The following is an 18,911-nucleotide window of genomic DNA, read 5'->3' as shown; positions in this document are numbered from 1 at the left end:
TACAGCGGAAGATGTATTTTATGATTTAGTGAAATCCTAAGAAAAAAAGTATAAAATGCAAAAAAAGACCCGTCCTAATTGGGGGTAGGACGGGAAAGGAGTTAAAAATGAAAAAGTGTTTTGTTAGGGTTGTTTGTTGGTATGCTTAAATAATACAAGGAAGTTGTGAATTTTTTATGTCTATTTTTTTTCGAAAATGTAATTTTTTTCTAAAGCAATAAATTTTTTTCTTTGAAAAGGGTTTAACTAGAGAAGAAGGGGTGCGATTTTTATCATTTTAGGGTATGATAAACAAGAAAGGTTGGTGAAAGATATGTTAAATTATGAGGACTTCGAAGAAAAAACACTTCAACGTCGAGAAATTTTTAAAGGAAAGATTATTGATGTTTTTTTGGATGACGTGGCTTTACCGACAGGCGGCACTGCTAAACGCGAATTGGTTTTTCATTCAGGCGCAGTAGCTATGATTCCGTTAACCGCAGAAGGAAAAATCGTCTTAGTTAAACAATTTAGAAAACCCTTGGAACAAGTGATTTTAGAAATTCCGGCGGGAAAAATTGATCCTGGAGAAGAAAATCAACTGGAAACGACGGCTATGCGGGAATTAGAAGAAGAAACTGGGTATCGTGCAGGTCAGCTCACCTACATAAATTCAATGTATCTGTCACCAGGATTTGCTAATGAAAAATTGGCTCTCTATTTGGCAACGGATTTGCAGAAAGTCGAAAATCCGCGTCCTCAAGATGAAGATGAAATCTTGGAACTTTACGAGCTAACAATAGCTGAAGCCAAAGCAGAAGTGGCAAAGGGCACGATTTGTGATGCCAAAACACTTTTTGCTATACAATACTGGGAATTGTATTTACTGCAGAGACAGTTTAAGGAGGACACGCAATGAGCAAAGGTCCGTTAGTCACTCGGACAGAACTTCGCAAACGCAGAGAAGCAGAAGAAAAAGAAGCGGAACGTCGTCAGCAGGAAGAGCAGAAGCTGGCGGAAAAAGCGTATAAGCGAAAAGAAAAAGAAATTTCGACGTTTTATCGTAAAGAAAAGAAAAAACAAAAACCGATCAACAAGTCACGAGTAGGAGAATACTCGAAGCGTCGAGAACGGAGTACTTGGTTAAACAAGGCAATTATTATTGTAGCGATTTTATTAGCCGTTGTGGCATATATCGTTTTGAATTTATAGAAAAGAGGAATCACTATGAAAATTGGAATTATTGGAGCAATGGATCAAGAGGTCAAAATTCTAAAAGAAAAATTGACAGACACGATGTCATGGGAACGAGCAGGCGCTTTATTTGTTTCTGGTTCGTTAGGAAGGCATGAGGTGATTGTGGTTCGTTCAGGAATTGGTAAAGTGGCCTCAGCTGTGACCACGACTTTATTGATTCATCAATATGGCGTAAATATGGTGATTAATACAGGTTCTGCTGGTGGTATCGGTGAAGGACTAAAAGTCGGCGATTTAGTCATTGCAGACAAATTAGCTTACTTTGATGTTGATGTCACTGGTTTTGGTTATGCCTATGGACAATTGCCTGGTGGTGTGCCTTTGTATTTTGAAACAAGTGAATACTTGCGGATGGAAATTGCGAAAGCTGCTGAAAAAACTGGTTTAGCTATTCGTAAAGGATTGATTGTTACTGGAGATACTTTTGTGGACAGCGCTGAGAAAATCGCCAAAATTAAGAAAGAGTTTCCTGAAGCCTTAGCTTGTGAAATGGAAGGCGCAGCAATTGGCCAAGCCGCTTCACAGTTCAATATTCCATTCTTAGTTGTACGGGCAATGAGTGATACAGCAGATGGCGAAGCAACTCAAAGCTTTGACGAATTCATCGATGAAGCTGGGAAAAAATCAGCCGAAATGGTTATTCATTTTGTCGAGAATTTAGTTTAAAAAGAGAAAGAAATAGCCATCATTTCATTGATGAAATGATGGCTATTTCTTTTTGCTGATTGTCATTTAATGGAAGGTTTTTAAATACTGTTCTTTTTGTTTACGCGTTAATTTTTTAAAGGCGGCTTCGGCTTTGGTGGCCGCGCTACGTGTTTCAAATTTCTCTGTATGAATCATTTTGACTGGCCGTCGTTTGGCTAATCGAGTATATTTTGCACCAGTTCCGCTATTATGTTCGGTTAATCGACGTTCTGGCTCAGTTGTATAGCCACCGTAAAAGGAACCATCTTGGCAAAGTAAAACATAAAAATAATGGGATTTCTTATTCTCCATACAGCATAGCCTTCATTTCTGCTTCGTATTCGTTCTTTTCATTGTATGTAAAAAGAGGTGGTAACACACGAAAACCGTCTTTTTTGCCTTGTTTAATGCCTTCAATTAGTAAAACATTGGCTTCTTTGCCTGGCTTCGGATAAACAAACCGAGCTTTTTTCGGCGCAATATTGGCGTTTTCCATGGCATGTAAAATATCAAGGAAACGATCAGGACGATGAACCATTGCGAGGCGACCATTTGTTTTTAATAAATCCGCCGACACAGTGACCACTTCTTGAAGAGACGTGTGAATTTCATGACGGGCAATCGCTAAATGCGGGTTTGGATTTTTTTTGCTAGTTGGTCGTTCTTTAAAGTATGGGGGGTTACATAGTACTAAATCAACAGAATCTTTTTTGATGACCTCTGTCGCTTGTTTTAAATCACGTTCATACATCGTTACTTGTTTTTCCAATTTATTTAATAGAATACTTCGTTGTCCCATATCTGCCAAACGAGGTTGTAATTCGATTTGGTCGATCGTTGCAGCTGTTTTCCGACTAACGAAGAGGCCGACCGCGCCATTGCCAGCACACAAATCGACAATCTTGCCTTTTTTTGGTAGTTGCGGAAAATTAGCCAATAAGACTGCATCAATGGAAAAAGAAAAGACTTCTTTACTTTGAATAATTTGAATATCATCCGCATATAATTGATCAATCCGTTCGCCGGATAATAACATAGATTAAGAACCTCCAACTTTTCATCTGATTGTTCATGTATTATACTACTTTTAAACCCGTATGACAAAATCTGTTCCCTAGATTAGTGGGGACATGTTATTTCTCTGATTGATAGACGTAAAAAAAGCTTGTCAAAAGGTAGAGCTTTCGGCATACTAGAAAGCGGAGAGAAGAAAGGAAGAAAATTATGTTTTTTACATTTATGCGTGGCGTGGTTCGCGTCATTTTATTTGTGATTAATGGAAATGCACATTATGAAAATAAAGAAAAATTACCAAAAGACCAAAACTATGTCTTAGTTGCGCCGCATCGAACATGGTGGGAACCGCTGTATTTAGCTGTTGCTGGCAGTCCTAAGAAGTTTAGCTTTATGGCAAAAAAAGAGTTGTTTAAAAATCCTGTTTTACGTTTCATTTTAAAACATGCGAATGCGTTTCCGGTGGATCGTGAGAAGCCCGGTCCCAGCGCGATTAAAACACCTGTCAAAATTTTAAAAAATTCTGATTTAAGTTTGATTATGTTCCCTAGTGGCACGCGTCATTCCTCAGAATTAAAAGGTGGGGTAGCCTTGATTGCTAAAATGGGTCGAGTACCTATCGTGCCATCTGTTTATCAAGGTCCGTTAACTTTAAAAGAGTTGTTTAAACGTAAAAAAGTAACGGTTCGTTTTGGGGACCCAATCGATATTAGCGATATTAAAAAAATGGATAAAGACGGTTTAGCTGAAGTGGAACGTCGGATGCAAGAAGCATTTGATCAGTTAGATAAAGAAATTGATCCAACTTTTAAGTATGATTCAACAGAAAAAGAATAAAACAAACCGCTATAGAATAGGTATGTTACTGGCAGGTAGTCTCATCAAAAGATGATGCTTCCTGTCTTTTTTCTTGCGTTAAGAAAAAAGTTTGTTAAAAATCTAATTCTTCTGTCCGATTTTCTTAAAAAATACCAGAAATTTGTTATAATAATAAGAAGGACTTTTTTAGGCGGTGAAAAAATGAAATTTTTACATACAGCAGATTGGCATATTGGCAAAAAATTACATGGTTTTGATTTGTTGGCAGAACAAAGAGAAGCCTTTAAACAAATCTTAGCAATTGCGAAAGAAGAGCAAGTGGATGCTGTTGTGATCGCTGGAGATTTGTATGATCGCTCTGTTCCAGCGGTTGAAGCAGTCGAGGTTTTTAATGAAATGATGATTCAAATGAATCTCAAAGAGCATTTCCCCGTGTTAGCTATTTCGGGAAACCATGATAGCAGTACTCGTTTAGAAACAGGAGGCCCTTGGTTTAACCAAACGCAATTTCATTTGAATACGCGTTTAGAACAAGCCTTTCAACCAATTGAAATCGACAATACCCAATTTTATTTGTTGCCTTATTTTGAACCGATTGCGGCTCGCTTATATTTTGAAGACGAAACGATTCGAACGATTCAGGCGGCGATGGAAAAAGTTGTCGCGAAAATGCAGGAATCTTTTCTCCCCAACAAAAAACAAGTGTTAGTTAGTCATTTTTTTGTCGCTGGCAGTGAAAAAACTGATTCTGAAACAAAATTAACAGTGGGTGGTTTGGATGTTGTACCAACAGCTTTGTTAGAGCCTTTTGATTACGTCGCGTTGGGCCACTTACATGGAAAAAATGCGTTGCAGGCACCTAATGCTCGATACAGTGGCTCGCCTGTAAAATTTTCTTTATCAGAAATGACACAAGAAAAGGGTGTTTGGCTTGTTGAAACAGAAGCTGAAGTTCATTTTCAATTCCGTGCTTTGAAACCATTGCGAGACATTCAACAATTGACGGGCTCGTTTCAGCAGTTAACGGATCCCGCGTTTTATCAAGAAGTGAATCGGGAAAATTATTTACATGTCCAATTAACCGACCGAGCGATCATTCCCAACATGATGAATCAATTGCGAAAAATTTACCCCAAAATTATTGGGTTGGAACGTTTGAATGGTCGAGAAACAAGCAACGGAAATCAGAAAAAAGTGGTACAAATAGAACAACGTTCACCAGAAGAACATCTGCATGACTTTTTTAACGATGTGACAGGAGAGGCCTTGACAGAACAACAAGCACAATGGGTCCAAGAAGAACTGAGTACACTTAATCAATTAGAAAGAGGGAAGTAACAGGATGAAACCATTATCTTTAACATTGAAAAACTTCGGACCGTATATTAATGAAACCATTGATTTTACGAAGTTTGAAGATTCTTCACTTTTTCTAATTAGTGGAAAAACAGGGTCTGGGAAAACAACGATTTTTGATGGAATGAGCTATGCTTTGTTTGGTGAAAGTTCTGGGAAATTACGTTTAGGCAAAGAAATGCGTTCCACATTTGCTGACCCCTCAGAAGCCACTGAAGTTACTTTGCTTTTTAAACATAACGAGTATCTCTATGAACTGAACCGCCTTCCCGAACAAGAACTTTTTAAAAAACGTGGCACAGGAGTCCGTAAACAAAGTGCCAAAATTTCTTTAATTGTCAAAGATGCTCAAGGGAAAGAACTACGAGCCTATTCTAAAAGACGCGAAGTGGACGAACTCATTCAAGAATTATTGCATTTAAACGCCAATCAATTTGCTCAAATTGTATTGTTACCACAAGGAGAGTTTCGGACTTTTTTAATTGCTAAAAGTGATGAAAAAGAAAAGGTTTTGCGTAATTTATTCGGAACAGAATTGTATCAGTTGTTCAGCGAAAATTTAAAAGAACGCTTAAAAATTGCCAATCAAGAGATTCAAGAAACCCAGCAAAAAATTGAACTGAAAACAGAACAGTTGCGTTGGTCAGAAAAACCTGAACCGACAATGACACTTTTTGAAAAACTTCAATTATTAGAAAGCCAACAACAAGAGGCTCAGCAACAACTATTAGTTGAAAGAGAACAAATTGCAACCTTAAAACAAGCCAAACAAGCAAAAGAGCAAGTTCGTTATGCCATTGAAGAACGGCAAAACTTGCAACAGCAAAAAGAAGAATTACTGGAAAAGAAAGCAAAACAAGCTGAACAGGAAACCGTCATTGAGCGGCTAAAGGAACAGATTCAGCAATTAAAATGGAGTCAAAAACAGCAATCTTTAGCTGAAAAAGTCTTTGAAAAACGAAGCGAAAAACAACAAAAAGAGCAAGAAACAAAGTCCAAACAACAAGCTCTCATGGAAACGCAACAAGCATTGACGGATTGGCAAGCAATCATGAGTGAGTTGGAAGAACAACAACCATTGATTGCTGAAAAACAAGAACGTCTTCAAACGATTCAACGTCAATTACCACAATACCAAGAATATGAACAGTTAGCTCAACGACAAATAGCAGAACAAGCCAATTATCAAGCCATTCAAAAAGAGTATGAATCTTGCCAACAGGAAAAAACAACATTAGTGGATAAAGTGGCGACAGCCAAACAATTTATTGAACAAGAAGGAACACTTGAAAAAGCAAATTTTGAATGTTCTAGTGTAGCAGATCATTGGCAAAATTTTGTAGAACGTTGGCAAAAAAATCAAAAAGCTTGGCAAAAAATTAGTCAAAACCAAGGGGAATTGCACGAGTTGACACAACGGTTTGCAGTTGAACAGCAACAAAAAAGCGCCGAAGAAACGAAGTTGCAGACAAAGAAAAGTCAATGGGCCTCTTTACAAATCCAACGATTAAGCTTGTTACTTGAAGAGGGGGCACCTTGCCCAGTTTGTGGCTCTTTAGAACATCCAAAGCAACAAACTCATCAAGAAGTTTCCCTAGAAGAGATTGATCAAGTGGAACGGGAATTAACGGAAGTTGAAAAAACGGTTCAACGATTTACTGAAACGCTCTCTGCATTAGGGGCGGAAAAGCAACAGAAAGAAAGCCAATTACAAGAACAGGAAGCTGCGTATACTGAGGAACAAGAACAATTAGCAGCCCAGTTTGCTGACTTGCAGTTGCCGTTAACAGGACTAACTTTTTCACAAGTAACACCTGCAGAAATTGCGGAAGTTGAGTCGCAATTAGCTAAAGAAAAACAACGAATAGCACAAAAACTAACGGAAATTTCAGTCGAAAAGGACCATCTAGCGGAACTAGAAGAACAAGTAGCTGAAAATTCCCAACGCTTTGAAGTGCTCCGACAACAAGTAGAAACAAAGCAACAAAGTCTGGAAAGAATCACTATCCAGCAGCAAATGATTGCTAGCCAATTATTGGATGCAACCGTCACATATGAAGAAATGACCAAACAACAAGCTTTGCTTCAAGAAGAACTCTCTGCATTTGAACGTCAAAAAGAAAACGTGACGACACAAGGAGAAACCTTGAAGAAAGAAGAAATGATCCTTGAAAGTACCTTGACGCATTTGGAGAAAGAACAACAAACACTTCAACAAACAGTCACACAACTTGAGAGTCAGTTAAAGGCAGTTTTAACGGAACAAGGAGTGACAGAGGACCAATTGACGGAGTGGTTGAAAGAGGTACCGACACTAGAAAGTCAGCAAGAACAAATTTCTTTATTTGAACAAGAGCAAACCCAACTGACTATCCAACTCGCTGAAATTGAGAAAAAATTATCTAGTGATACGTTCCCAGAATTATCTTTAATCACCACAGAAATTGAACAAATAACACAACAAATTGAAGAACAAGAAAAAAAATACTATCAACTGCATGAAAAAATGCTGAACAACCAACAGTTGGTTCAAGAAATTAATGCGCAAAGAACAACAATTGAAGACAAGTTTGAGGAAGTTGCTGCACTACAACAGTTGGCAGATACGGTGAATGGCAATAATCCTAAAAAAATTAGTTTTGAACGGTATATGTTACAAACGTATTTAGAAAGAGTGCTGACAGTCGCTAATCAGCGTTTAGACCGCCTGACCAATAGTCGTTATCAATTTGAATTGAATCACGAAGCAGGCAGTTATCGGAATCAAACGGGGCTAGAAATCAATATTTATGATGACAATTCAGGGACGGTGCGCAGCGCTCACACGTTATCAGGCGGGGAAAGTTTTATAGCAGCGTTAGCTTTGGCACTTTCTTTAGCAGAAGTGATTCAAGAACAAGCAGGCGGAGTCTTAATTGATGCGTTGTTTATTGATGAAGGCTTTGGTTCCTTAGATGAAGAAGCATTGGAAATGGCAATGGAGGCGTTAGAAACGATTGAAAATGAAGGCCGCATGATTGGGATTATTAGTCATATTGGCGAATTAAAAGCACGAATTCCACAACAATTACAAATAAAAAGCAATGGGAATGGTCAAAGTACCGTTCACTATCAGCTAGCTTAGTAGAAGAGGAGGTGAGTCGATGAAATGGAGTATTCCAGAGCGAATCGTTGAACAAGGGCGCGAATATATGCAAGAAGGCCGGGTCTTATCTATCGTTCAAAATCCAGAAAAAAGGATCTGGTTGTCTGAGGTTTTAGGGGAAGAACTTTATCTTGTTGAATTGGATGGTACCGCCAAAGAACAAGATGTTTGTGAATGTCAATATTGGATGGAACATGGCTATTGCAAGCATACAGTGGCAGTTGAACTGGCACTGAAACAACGAGGCGTGTCAAGAATTATTCAAGCGAATCAAACAGTCAGTTTTGAGAAAACAAATCGATCAACAGCTGAAATGTTTACAAAAGGCTTTGCCAAATTAAGCAAAGCTTCTGCCGAAGTTCCCTTGCAGCCTTTACGTTTAGAATTTCATTTAGATGTGATTGAAACGAATAATTACTATCCAGAATTATCAACGATTGGTCTTTCTTTAAAAATTGGTTTGGAAGGCACCAAACCTAAAACATATATTGTGAAAAATATTGGTGATTTTTTACAAGCATATGAAAAAGAAATGACTTTTATGGTGAATAAACAACACCAATTTACTTTGCTACATGATTCTTTTTCAATGGAGATTCAAGAAATTTTAACAGAACTTGCGGCAATTTATCATACCAGCCAATTATTAGGTGCAAACGGTATTCAAGTTAAAGGGAAAATCGACAAACGTTATCTATTATTACCAATTGATCGCAGTCAATCGTTAGTTGAAAAAATGAATCGAACGGGTCAGTTTATATTGACCAATCAAACTCATAAGTATCGCTATCTAACGTTCAAAGAAACCAGTTTGCCACTTACGTTTACAGTGCAAAAAACCGAGGAACAAAGCTTCAAATTAACTATTCAGAATCCTATTACAACGTTTCTAGCCCACTATCACTGGGCGATTGCGGATCAAACGGTTTATTTACTAACAGAAGAGCAGGAAGCCATCTACACCACGCTACTCCAATTAATGAAACGCTTGGAAGAGCCGTCAATTATTTATGAAAAAGAAACAGTTTCTGATTTATTTAGTGAAGTGTTACCATTATTGGAAAAAATTGGTCGAGTGTCTGTTGAAGAATCAGTTGAAGAATTAGTCGTCCATCATCCTTTAAAAGCAGTCTTTATTTTTAAGAAAATTAAAGGTCGGATTAACGCTCGGATTGATTATCACTATGGAGAAGTCATTTTCTCGACAAACCCGAAATATGCTCAATTACCTGAAGTTAATCAAGAAATCGTTCGAGATAAAGCAAAAGAAACAGCAATTAAGCAGCAATTTCAACAGTTTGCCTATCAGCAAACAACCACAGGCTTTGAAAAAGTCTTACCTGTTGGAGAGTCCTTGTATTATTTCTTTAAAGCCGAAGTTCCAGCTTTCCGTCAATTAGGAGAAGTTCGGATGGGACGGAAATTACGGGAATTGTATTTAGATGCCCAGCATCATCAACCAACGATTGAAGTTGCGGAAGGGGATTCTTGGTTAGATATTCGGTTTGATGTCACTGGCATTGATGAAACCGAAATCGATGCAGTATTGACTAGTCTGCTACGTAATGATGCTTTTTATACGTTAAAAAGTGGTGAAATTCTTGCTTTTGATTCAGAGGAATTTTTCCATACAAGTGCAATTTTAACGAAGCTGCGAAAAAATATGCATCAAGAAGACAATGTCATTCATGTGCCCAAAAATCAAGGTCTCATGATCGAAAGTTTATTAGAAGACAACGAGCGGGCACATTTTTCAGATTCCTTTAAAAAAATGGTCACGGATTTAACACATCCAGAAAACTTTGAAGCGCAAGTCCCCAAAACCTTACAAGCAACGTTACGCCATTACCAAGAAACAGGGTATAAATGGCTGAAAATGCTTAGCCATTATCAATTTGGCGGTATTTTAGCTGATGAAATGGGTTTAGGGAAGACACTGCAAACCATTACCTATTTACTTTCGGAAAAAGAAGAAGAGCGCTTGAAAGGGACAGCTTTGATTGTCGCTCCTGCAAGTTTAACCTATAACTGGTTAGCCGAAGTCAAACGTTTTGCGCCAACCTTAAATGTTCAAGTGGTTTCTGGCAATCGCCAAGAACGAGCAGCGCTTTTACAAAATAGCACCGAAGATATTCTGATTACTTCTTATGCAAGTATGCGACAAGATGTTCAGCTTTATCAGGAAATGCGTGTCGGCTATTTGATTCTAGATGAGGCCCAAATGGTTAAAAATAGTGGGACCAAAACGGCGCAATCCTTAAAAAGTTTAAAAGTACCCCAACGTTTTGCATTAAGTGGCACACCAATTGAAAATAATTTAGATGAACTGTGGTCAATTTTCCAAATGATCTTACCGGGATTGTTCCCAGGCAAAAAAGCCTTTCGAGAAATTAAGCCGGAAGAAATTGCCAAAATGATTCAACCATTCATTTTACGACGAGACAAGAAAACGGTGCTCGCAGACTTACCAGAAAAAATTGAAAATAATATGTACAGTGTCTTAACAGAAGAACAAAAAACGGTTTATTTGGCCTATCTAAAACAAATGCAAGCAGATGTTAGTCAAATGGATCAGGCAACCTTCAAGAAAAATCGTATGAGTATTTTAGCAGGCTTGACCCGTTTACGACAAATCTGTTGCGATCCGCGTTTGTTTATTGAGGATTACACGGGAGGTTCTGGCAAAGTGGAACAAGTCAAAGACTTTTTAGTGGCTGCCAAAGAAAACAATCGTCGTGTCCTATTATTTTCTCAGTTCACAAGCATGCTTTCTATCTTAGAAAAAGAATTGAATGAATTAGGTTTAGAGACGTTCTATTTACGAGGAAGTACGAAGCCCCAAGATCGGTTAACGATGGCGAATGCCTTCAATGAAGGAGAAAAAGATGTCTTTTTAATTTCATTGAAAGCAGGGGGAACCGGACTAAATTTAACTGGTGCAGATACAGTTATTTTATACGATTTATGGTGGAATCCCGCAGTCGAAGAACAAGCGGCTGGTCGGGCGCACCGCATGGGACAAAAAAAGGTTGTTGAAGTGTGGCGGATGATTGCAGAAGGAACGGTTGAAGAAAAAATGAATTCCTTACAGCAAGAGAAACGCGAGCTGTTCCAAAAAGTGATTCAAGGAAATGAAGAGCAATTAGCGAAAATGACGGAAGAAGATATTCGCACAATTTTAAGCATTGGAGAATAGCCGTTCAACTTAGTTGCTATCTTATTTAAAGAGAAATGGAGTAATTCGTTTGAAACAAAAAGAATATATGGAATATCGACCGCTAGGTGAAGAAATTGAACGGATTCGTAAAGGGAAAAATATTCCTCTGCGTGTCTTTGATGAAAATGGTGTTTCTAGTCGAAGTTATCAACGCTTTGTCCAAGGAAATAGTGAATTACGTATTTCGGATTTAGCCATTATTGTCGAAATCTTGTCTATTTCGCCGATGGAAATGACAGAAAAATTAACGCCAATGTCCAAAACAGTTTTAGCTAAGGAGCAGTTTAATCAAGCAATCTTTAGTAAAAATTTTCAAGAAAGTAGTCGAATCGTTGCAGATTATCGGGCGTATTATGAGAAATCGTCTTTTGCTTTAGGAAAACAAGAGGTGATGTATTCGATGTTGGCGTTGGAATATCTTTTTAACCCTCAAACGGTTGTGACAAAAGAGGAAATTATTGCATTAGAAAATCAGATTCTGGAACGATTAATTAATGCCGATGTGTATACTATTTTTAATTTGAAATTTTTAGCATTACAAAAAAATGTTGGCTTGCAGCCGTTTCCAACTTCGTTACTTTTTCGTGTACTACAATCCGTCAATGAGCGGGAAATTATTGATATTCGCTCGCTAGAAATTATCGAGCAAGTAATTATTGATTTTTTATTTGCGGCGATTGTCAGCCAAAATGTTCCCCATATTCTTCATGTATTAAGCATGTTTAAAGAATATGAAGTGGGTGAAAATAACTGGCGAATGATCCTCTGGAAAAAAATAGCAGAAAAAATAGAAATGATTTTAACCAATGAAGAATTATTCGCAGATTGGTCAATCTTTAAAGAACAAATCCTTTTATCTATCACATTGTTTTTACCAAAAGCCAAACAAGATTTTTTTGCTGGGCAATTGGAAAAAATAGAGGATAGTTTAAAAGAAATAAAAGAAAACTAGGCATAATTGAGAATTTGTCATAATAAATTCTGGTTGTGTTTAGCGACAAAGAGCGCCAAATAGGGGTAGAAAACCCTATTTGGCGCTCTTTGTCTTGTCTATACAAATTAATTTAGACAGTTTGTCGTAATTGAACCCATTTTCAGTTGATATTCACTATAATTAAGAAAATATCAGGAGGTGAAGTTTATGAAAAAAATGTGCATCTCCGCAGTTAGTGCCTTACTTTTGGCTAATAGTTTGCTACTTCCTGTAACAACTTTCGCCGAAACGACCGAAACAATCGCATCCTCCAGTGAAGAAAATGTTTCATCTGTTTCAGAAGAAAAGATTTCAGAAACTTCATTGGCAGAAGAGCAAAATTCAGCAACCTGTAGTTCGGAGATTCCCCAATCAGAAGAGTTAACGACTGTTGAAACAAGTGAAGAGCCGCCAAATGAAGCACTAGCGATAACGGAAGCACAACTGATGATGCCCCAATTATACGCAGGTGCTGTCTTAGATAAAGCGACGCCTATCAGTACACTATTTCCTGATCCAGCCTTTGCGGAAAATATCAGAAAACAGTTAAGCAAATCTCGGACCTCTAATACTGTCACCCAAGCAGAATTGGATAAACTGAATAAAGTTATTTTAGAAAATGTCGTTGTTTCTAATGTGGAAGGAGTTCAATACCTAAGAAACTTAGAAGAATTATCTTTTCAAGATTCACTCAATGTAACAGATTTGAGTCCTTTTGCTAAAGGTGAATTTAAGCTATTACGTTTTTTATATATGAGAAACAATAAAATAGCTGATCTTAGTCCGTTAGGTCAAGCAGGATTAATTAGTTTAGAAGGCTTGTATGTTGAGAACAATCAATTAACGACATTAAATGGGCTTGAAGGAATGGCTGCTTTAAAAAATTTAAGTATCCAAAATACGACAGATCATCCGTCAAAAATCACGCCGAATAATCGAGTGACTTCCTTCGACCCGCTTCGTTCTCTTCGTAATTTAGAAACCATTTGGGCTGCCAATAATCAGATTGCTACTTTAGATGGGCTTACGGAAGCAAATAACCTACTCCGTCTTTATGTGGAAAATAATCAATTAAAAACAATTGCGCCCTTGGCGAATAAACCACGTCTAGAAGAGTTGAGTATTATGAATCAAACGATTGCTAGTCTGGAAGCTTTAAGCACTGTTCCTAATCTGCGTGTACTGTATGCAAGAAACAATCAAATTTCTTCCTTGGCACCGTTAGAGAAAACACTCAATCTAACAGTTTTAGATGTGGGAGAAAATCAAATTTCAGATATAAGTCCGTTAAAAGGCTTAACGGCCATTACAGGGCTAGATGTATCTAATCAAATGATTATCTTATCTTCTGTCGATTATATTGCTGGGAAACCACTGCAATTAAAAAATAAGGTGGTATCTCGTGATGGTCAACTATTTCCACCGCTGACGATTAGCCCTTATGGAAGTTACGATGCCACAAAAGGACTGTTTGAATGGAATTTACCCAAAGCTCATGAAGGCGTTTCTTATATCTGGGAATCAACAGATAAAGCATACTTAGGGAACTTTTCTGGAACAGTCGTCCAACCTGTCAAAGAAGTTTTCTTAAGTGAAACGAAACTATCTTGGTCAAAAGAGCGTATAGAAAAGTCGTTGGAAAAAACAATCGATATTGATGATTTTCAAAAAACAGCCCTACCTTTTTATTGGCAAGATGTCGATGCTGGGAATAGATTACAATTTATTATCAAAAAAGAGGGCCAAGAAATCCAGAAATTAGCAGATGAAACAACCACTAATTCTAAAACATTTAAGGAAAAAGCCTTGTTATTACCAGAACTAACTTATGGAAAACAGCAGTTGGTCGTGGAAGTCTATGATAAAGGCTACAAGATTGATGAATTAGCGCTAACAGTCACTGTGGTTGGCTCTGTCAGGTTCAAAACGGTACCCACAGCGATTTCCTTTGGGAATGAGCTGCAAATCGCTAGTAGCACGACCCAATATCCAATTGTTTCCATGGATCAACCATTAGTGATACGGGATACTCGTCAAACAGGGAATAATTGGTCGCTTGCACTAACCGTTACTTCTGATTTCAAATCTGAATCAGGTGCTACGTTGCCGAATATTTTAAAATTTAGAACCAACCATCGCTTACAGGACATTCCAGAAGGCCAATCGATTCTTGTTCACAACCAAGTCAATGGACATCAAGAAACAAATATTTCTGATCAATGGAAAGAAAATGACCAAGAGTTGTTATTATCTGTTCCTGGAGGGACAGCCAAAGCAGAAGAATACGAAGCAAAACTAACTTGGCACTTGATGGACGTACCTGATGGCAGTGCAAAATAGGGGGTGAGTCTTATCAAAAAAATAGTTAGCGGCGTGTTGTTATTAGGATTGATTTCATCAGTTGATGTATTTGCTGAAACAAATGCCTATCCGACAAATGCAGAAGTTTCTTTTTATGGCGAGTATGAGCCACCAGCCAACAAAGAAAAACCAGATGGTAAGATACCACAGCGTTTCCCCAAGCAGTCGGAAGCAATACCAGCAGTGAGTGGAGAATCATTGAAGCATTCAACAAGTAAAACGGTTGATCAAAAAGGCTCAGGCTTCTTACCTCGAACTGGTACTAAACAGCAACAAATGTTTAATTATCTCGGAATAATAGTCATCTTTTTGGCTAGTTTTATTTTAAAAAAAAGAAAGAAGGAACAATAAAATGAAAAAAATTATCTTAGCAACAATCCCAGCTATCACTTTAGGCGTGGCTATTGCACCAGAAGTGAATGCAGAAGAAAAAAACTATGAATCAAATGCTATCGTTGAATTTACACCGGATGCCTCTATCAACAAACCAGTCGATCCAGTGAATCCAGATACCGAAAAACCTGTTGAACCCTTTGACCCAACGACACCAGACACTGGTAATAAGCCAAATGAAGGAACAACTGGTCCACTAAGTATCGATTATGCTTCTAGTTTAGACTTTGGCAAAAATAAAATTTCAAATAAAGATGAAAAATATTATGCAAATCCACAATACTTTTTCTTGGCAGACGGTTCTGGTCCTGATTTGACTAATCCTAAACCAAATTATGTACAAATTTCCGACAAACGCGGAACGAATGCCGGTTGGGCCTTAACAGTTAAACAAGAAACACAATTAACAGCGACAAAAGAAACATTAAATAAAGTTTTAGACGGTTCAGAAATTAAATTAAGTCAAAACAAAGCAGTGTCAAATTCCAAAGCAGTCACACCAACTGCGCATGAAGTAACTTTAGTAGCTGGCGATTCATCAAATGTGATGTCTGCCGCTGAAGGTCAAGGTTCTGGAACTTGGCTTAGTGCGTTCGGTGGGATTGAAAAAGTGGAAGTTGACGGTGAAAACGTAGATAAAAATACAGCGATCACACTAACTGTACCAGGAGCAACACCAAAAGATGCTGTTCAATACAAAACTGTTTTAACATGGACAATCGCTGATTTACCAAGCGTATAATTATTGAAACTATAACATATAGAAGAGAAGGAGCACTAACATGAAAAAAATGACCATCGCAAGCAGCTTAATTTTAGCAACCATCGCGGTAGGAACACTACCAGTTCAAGCAGAGGAAGTGGCTAATCGCGACACAGATGCTATTGTAAAATTTAAAGCACCAGATGAAAAAGATCCCAACAGCAAAAATCCTGTAGTGGATCCAGAAGACAAAGACGGCAAAGATCCTGTGACACCTATCGACCCAGTAAATCCTGACAAACCAGTTGATGAAGGTTCTACAGGCCCCTTAACCTTGGACTATGCTTCAAGTTTAAACTTTGGTGAAAATATCATCAGCACAAAAGATGAAATCTATTTTGCATCAGCACAAGTTTTAAAAGATAAAAATAATGTTGAAAAAACGGGCCCATTATTTGCTCAAATTACAGATAATCGTGGAACTTTAGAAGGCTGGACTTTATCTGCAAAACAAAATTCTGCATTTACTTCTGCTACAAAAGGTCAGACACTTGAAGGAACTGAAATTGTCTTTCAAAATGCTTCAGCTGTGACAGCAGGACAAAGCGCTGCACCAACAAGTTTAGCGAGTGTAACTTTTGGTACAGTGGGTGAAAGTCATAACGTGATGGTAGCCGCAACAGATCAAGGTGCTGGGAAATGGTCATACTTATACGGCAATGCTAGTTCAATTGCTGAAGTTGACGGCCGTCAAGTAATGAAAGATGTTCAATTAAAAGTGCCAGGTAAATCAGTTAAATTAAACGATGCCTACAAAACAACAATTACTTGGACATTAGCTAATACGCCAGTATAAAAAGAACCTTTTTGGAGAAAGGAAGAGGGGAACTCAGCCTTTCTCCTTTACATAGAAATGGAGTGTAGAGCGAAATGAAAAATAGATATTTTATTCTGATGATCCTAAGTTTTTATTTCTTTGCTTTTGGGATTGAAACCTCAGCAGCAGAATTACGATTTAGTGTTGAAACAGAAATTCCAGAAAACCAAATAGATAAAACAAAAACATATTTTGATTTAATGATGAAACCAGACCAAGAACAAATTTTGAAAGTTCGAGCGGCCAATAGTACAGATGAAAATTTAGTGATTGATGTTAGTGTGAAGTCGGCCACAACAAACAGCAACGGAGTGATTGAATATGGTGAGTCGTTAACAGCTTTAGATAAATCTGCACCAGCAGATTTATCAGAAATCATTCAACTGAAAGACGGCGGTGAGAGTGTTGAATTGCCTGCTAAAAGTGAAAAAGTAGTTGAATTGCGAGTGAAGATGCCGAAAGAAGAGTTTTCAGGGCAACTAGCGGGCGGGATCACGTTTAGTGAAAAAGTCGATGAAACGAAAGACAAGCAAAAAGAAAATACAAACGGCTTAGCAATTGAAAATCGCTATGCCTATACAGTAGCTGTTTTACTTCGAGAAAATGAAACAGTTGTACAACCAGAATTGTCTTTAGAGAAAGTTGAACCGACGCAAAGAAATGCGCGCAGTGTTATTTCTGCAACACTGCTAAACCATGAAGCAGCCTATCTTCAATCAATGAAAGTAGCGGCAAATGTTAAAAATAAGAAAACAAATAACGTTATTTTAGAGAAAGAACAAGAAGATATGCAAATGGCGCCAAATTCAATTTTTAATTTCCCTATTCCTTATGAAGAAAATGAAATGGAAGCTGGGACGTATGTATTGGCAATGACTGTGGAAGGCTCAGGAAAAAAATGGCAATTTACGAAAGAATTTACAATCTCAAAAGAGGAAGCAAAAACATTTAATGAGAAAGATGTAACCGTCAAAAAAACGGAATCTAAACTTATTTATCTCTTAATCGGTTTATTGATCCTTTTACTGATAATCTGTTTGTTCATCATTTTACGTCTGAAAAAACAAAAAAATAAATAAAAAAAAGCCGTTCTTCAATTTGAAGAGCGGCTTTTTTTTAAAGATTAAATAATTTCTCCACAGTCGGACAAAGTTCAGTGAAACAAGTGACTTCTGCAAGGTGTGATGCAGGTTGGCAACTTGGTAGTTCACGAGAGCGGTGGTTAAACCAAAGAGAATGCCAGCCACCATTACGTGCGCCTACAATATCATTGTCATAACTATCACCAACATATAAAGTATGTTCAGGTTCCATACAAAATTGATTACAGGCTAAATCAAAAATTTCCTTTTCAGGTTTTTGGAAACCCGTACTTTGAGAAATAATGATATTTTGGCTTGGAACCCATTTTTCAAGATTCAATTGTTTAACTTTTTTAAATTGATGGTCTGTTGGACCATTTGTAATAATCCCCATCGGAATTTCCTTTTCTTGTAAAGTATCAAGAAGCTTAGTAACTTCTGGATGCATCGTAATATTATCCAATTCTTCTTCATAAACTTGTTGGAAAATTTTTCCTTCTTCTTGTGAAATTTCTGGATAGTTTAGATCCTTTAATGTTTCATTCATCCGGAAAAACCGCATGAAATCTAGGGACCATTCATTGGCTAAAACTTTCGGAAACGTTTCATCGCTGTGGTGTCTAAAACGAAGATACAATTCATGCATATCCTCTGTCGCAACGTTCGGGAAAATTTTAGTCATCGCATTTCGAAAGGGTTGTTGCTGATCGTACAGCGTGTCATCAACATCAAAAACAATGGTTCTCATTTAACAAGTGCACCTCTTAACTTTTTTACAAAACTTTTCATATGTTATATTGTAGCTGATATTTTCACAAATAAATAGAGTATTTTTCACTGTATTTCAAGGTTTTTCGCAGAAATCAAAGCCTTGCGGGAAAAGACAATTATAGTTATTTTTACCGAAAAAATGGAAACGATAAATGAAAAAATATTCTGATAATGAAAAGTTTGTGAAAATGATTTTGAGTCAAAGTTACTTAAATAACGTGTGTTCTGATAGAAGTTAGAATTTTGCAAGAGACCGTCTTTTTCCGTATAATGAGTG

16 protein-coding genes are annotated in these 18,911 nt (G+C 37.5%); 13 read left to right on the top strand and 3 right to left on the bottom strand.

Going from position 1 to position 18,911, the window contains the following annotated elements; genetic code table 11:
* Window positions 1-313 precede the first annotated feature (313 nt).
* From AB3I72_RS04605 to AB3I72_RS04595, 3 genes are read left to right on the top strand one after another with little or no spacing between them, the layout of a single operon-like run.
* On the top strand, window positions 314-898 hold the full coding sequence (locus AB3I72_RS04605; RefSeq protein WP_002356449.1) for an NUDIX hydrolase: 585 nt from the start codon (window positions 314-316) through the stop codon (window positions 896-898).
* The gene (macP, locus tag AB3I72_RS04600; protein WP_002356451.1) at window positions 895-1,191 is read left to right on the top strand and encodes a cell wall synthase accessory phosphoprotein MacP; all 297 of its coding nucleotides are present in this window, start codon (window positions 895-897) and stop codon (window positions 1,189-1,191) included. The genes AB3I72_RS04605 and macP overlap by 4 nt, the downstream gene beginning before the upstream one ends.
* Window positions 1,192-1,206: 15 nt before the next feature.
* A complete protein-coding gene (locus AB3I72_RS04595; protein ID WP_002356454.1) occupies window positions 1,207-1,902 on the top strand; it encodes a 5'-methylthioadenosine/adenosylhomocysteine nucleosidase in 696 nt (231 codons plus the stop codon).
* A gap of 66 nt (window positions 1,903-1,968) precedes the next feature.
* Here the strand turns inward: AB3I72_RS04595 and AB3I72_RS04590 are convergent, their stop codons facing one another.
* Together AB3I72_RS04590 and AB3I72_RS04585 are read right to left on the bottom strand one after the other, a co-directional pair.
* On the bottom strand, window positions 1,969-2,235 hold the full coding sequence (locus AB3I72_RS04590) for a GIY-YIG nuclease family protein (RefSeq protein ID WP_002356455.1): 267 nt from the start codon (window positions 2,233-2,235) through the stop codon (window positions 1,969-1,971).
* Complete coding sequence (locus AB3I72_RS04585) at window positions 2,225-2,959, bottom strand: tRNA1(Val) (adenine(37)-N6)-methyltransferase (RefSeq protein WP_061101060.1); 735 nt, start codon at window positions 2,957-2,959, stop codon at window positions 2,225-2,227. The genes AB3I72_RS04590 and AB3I72_RS04585 overlap by 11 nt, the downstream gene beginning before the upstream one ends.
* Window positions 2,960-3,147: 188 nt before the next feature.
* On the opposite strand from AB3I72_RS04585, the gene AB3I72_RS04580 reads away from it, so the two are divergent.
* The 10 genes from AB3I72_RS04580 to elrE all read left to right on the top strand — a co-directional run bounded on the left by AB3I72_RS04580 (window position 3,148) and on the right by elrE (window position 17,860).
* Window positions 3,148-3,774, top strand: a complete 627-nt coding sequence (locus tag AB3I72_RS04580) for a 1-acyl-sn-glycerol-3-phosphate acyltransferase (protein WP_002367188.1) — start codon at window positions 3,148-3,150, stop codon at window positions 3,772-3,774.
* A 51-nt stretch (window positions 3,775-3,825) separates the two neighbouring features.
* Window positions 3,826-5,094 (top strand): exonuclease SbcCD subunit D, encoded by a 1,269-nt coding sequence (locus tag AB3I72_RS04575; protein WP_176944512.1) that lies wholly within the window; start codon window positions 3,826-3,828, stop codon window positions 5,092-5,094.
* Window positions 5,095-5,098: 4 nt separating this feature from the next.
* Window positions 5,099-8,236, top strand: coding sequence for an AAA family ATPase (locus AB3I72_RS04570; protein WP_368023624.1), 3,138 nt, complete (start codon window positions 5,099-5,101; stop codon window positions 8,234-8,236).
* A 19-nt stretch (window positions 8,237-8,255) separates the two neighbouring features.
* Window positions 8,256-11,453, top strand: a complete 3,198-nt coding sequence (locus tag AB3I72_RS04565) for an SNF2 helicase associated domain-containing protein (protein ID WP_368023622.1) — start codon at window positions 8,256-8,258, stop codon at window positions 11,451-11,453.
* A 67-nt stretch (window positions 11,454-11,520) separates the two neighbouring features.
* Window positions 11,521-12,426, top strand: a complete 906-nt coding sequence (gene elrR, locus AB3I72_RS04560; protein ID WP_061101117.1) for an Rgg family transcriptional regulator ElrR — start codon at window positions 11,521-11,523, stop codon at window positions 12,424-12,426.
* A 189-nt stretch (window positions 12,427-12,615) separates the two neighbouring features.
* Window positions 12,616-14,787 carry an enterococcal leucine-rich protein ElrA gene (gene elrA / locus AB3I72_RS04555; RefSeq protein WP_368023621.1) on the top strand — a complete coding sequence of 724 codons (2,172 nt, stop codon included), beginning with the start codon at window positions 12,616-12,618 and terminating at the stop codon, window positions 14,785-14,787.
* Between the two features lie 3 nt (window positions 14,788-14,790).
* Window positions 14,791-15,159, top strand: coding sequence for an LPXTG anchor domain-containing protein ElrB (elrB, locus tag AB3I72_RS04550; protein WP_061101064.1), 369 nt, complete (start codon window positions 14,791-14,793; stop codon window positions 15,157-15,159).
* A gap of 1 nt (window position 15,160) precedes the next feature.
* On the top strand, window positions 15,161-15,943 hold the full coding sequence (gene elrC / locus AB3I72_RS04545) for a WxL domain-containing protein ElrC (RefSeq protein WP_061101065.1): 783 nt from the start codon (window positions 15,161-15,163) through the stop codon (window positions 15,941-15,943).
* A 40-nt stretch (window positions 15,944-15,983) separates the two neighbouring features.
* Window positions 15,984-16,760 carry a WxL domain-containing protein ElrD gene (gene elrD, locus AB3I72_RS04540; protein WP_002362542.1) on the top strand — a complete coding sequence of 259 codons (777 nt, stop codon included), beginning with the start codon at window positions 15,984-15,986 and terminating at the stop codon, window positions 16,758-16,760.
* 74 nt (window positions 16,761-16,834) lie between these two features.
* Window positions 16,835-17,860 carry a transmembrane protein ElrE gene (elrE, locus tag AB3I72_RS04535; RefSeq protein ID WP_061101067.1) on the top strand — a complete coding sequence of 342 codons (1,026 nt, stop codon included), beginning with the start codon at window positions 16,835-16,837 and terminating at the stop codon, window positions 17,858-17,860.
* Between the two features lie 37 nt (window positions 17,861-17,897).
* On the opposite strand, the gene AB3I72_RS04530 is transcribed toward elrE, so the two are convergent.
* Window positions 17,898-18,611, bottom strand: a complete 714-nt coding sequence (locus AB3I72_RS04530) for an HAD family hydrolase (protein ID WP_176944516.1) — start codon at window positions 18,609-18,611, stop codon at window positions 17,898-17,900.
* Window positions 18,612-18,911 lie beyond the last annotated feature (300 nt).

It is taken from the genome of Enterococcus sp. GC34 (assembly GCF_040886645.1).
GTDB classification, from domain to species: domain Bacteria; phylum Bacillota; class Bacilli; order Lactobacillales; family Enterococcaceae; genus Enterococcus; species Enterococcus faecalis.
This window is presented reverse-complemented; position numbering and strand designations above follow the sequence as displayed.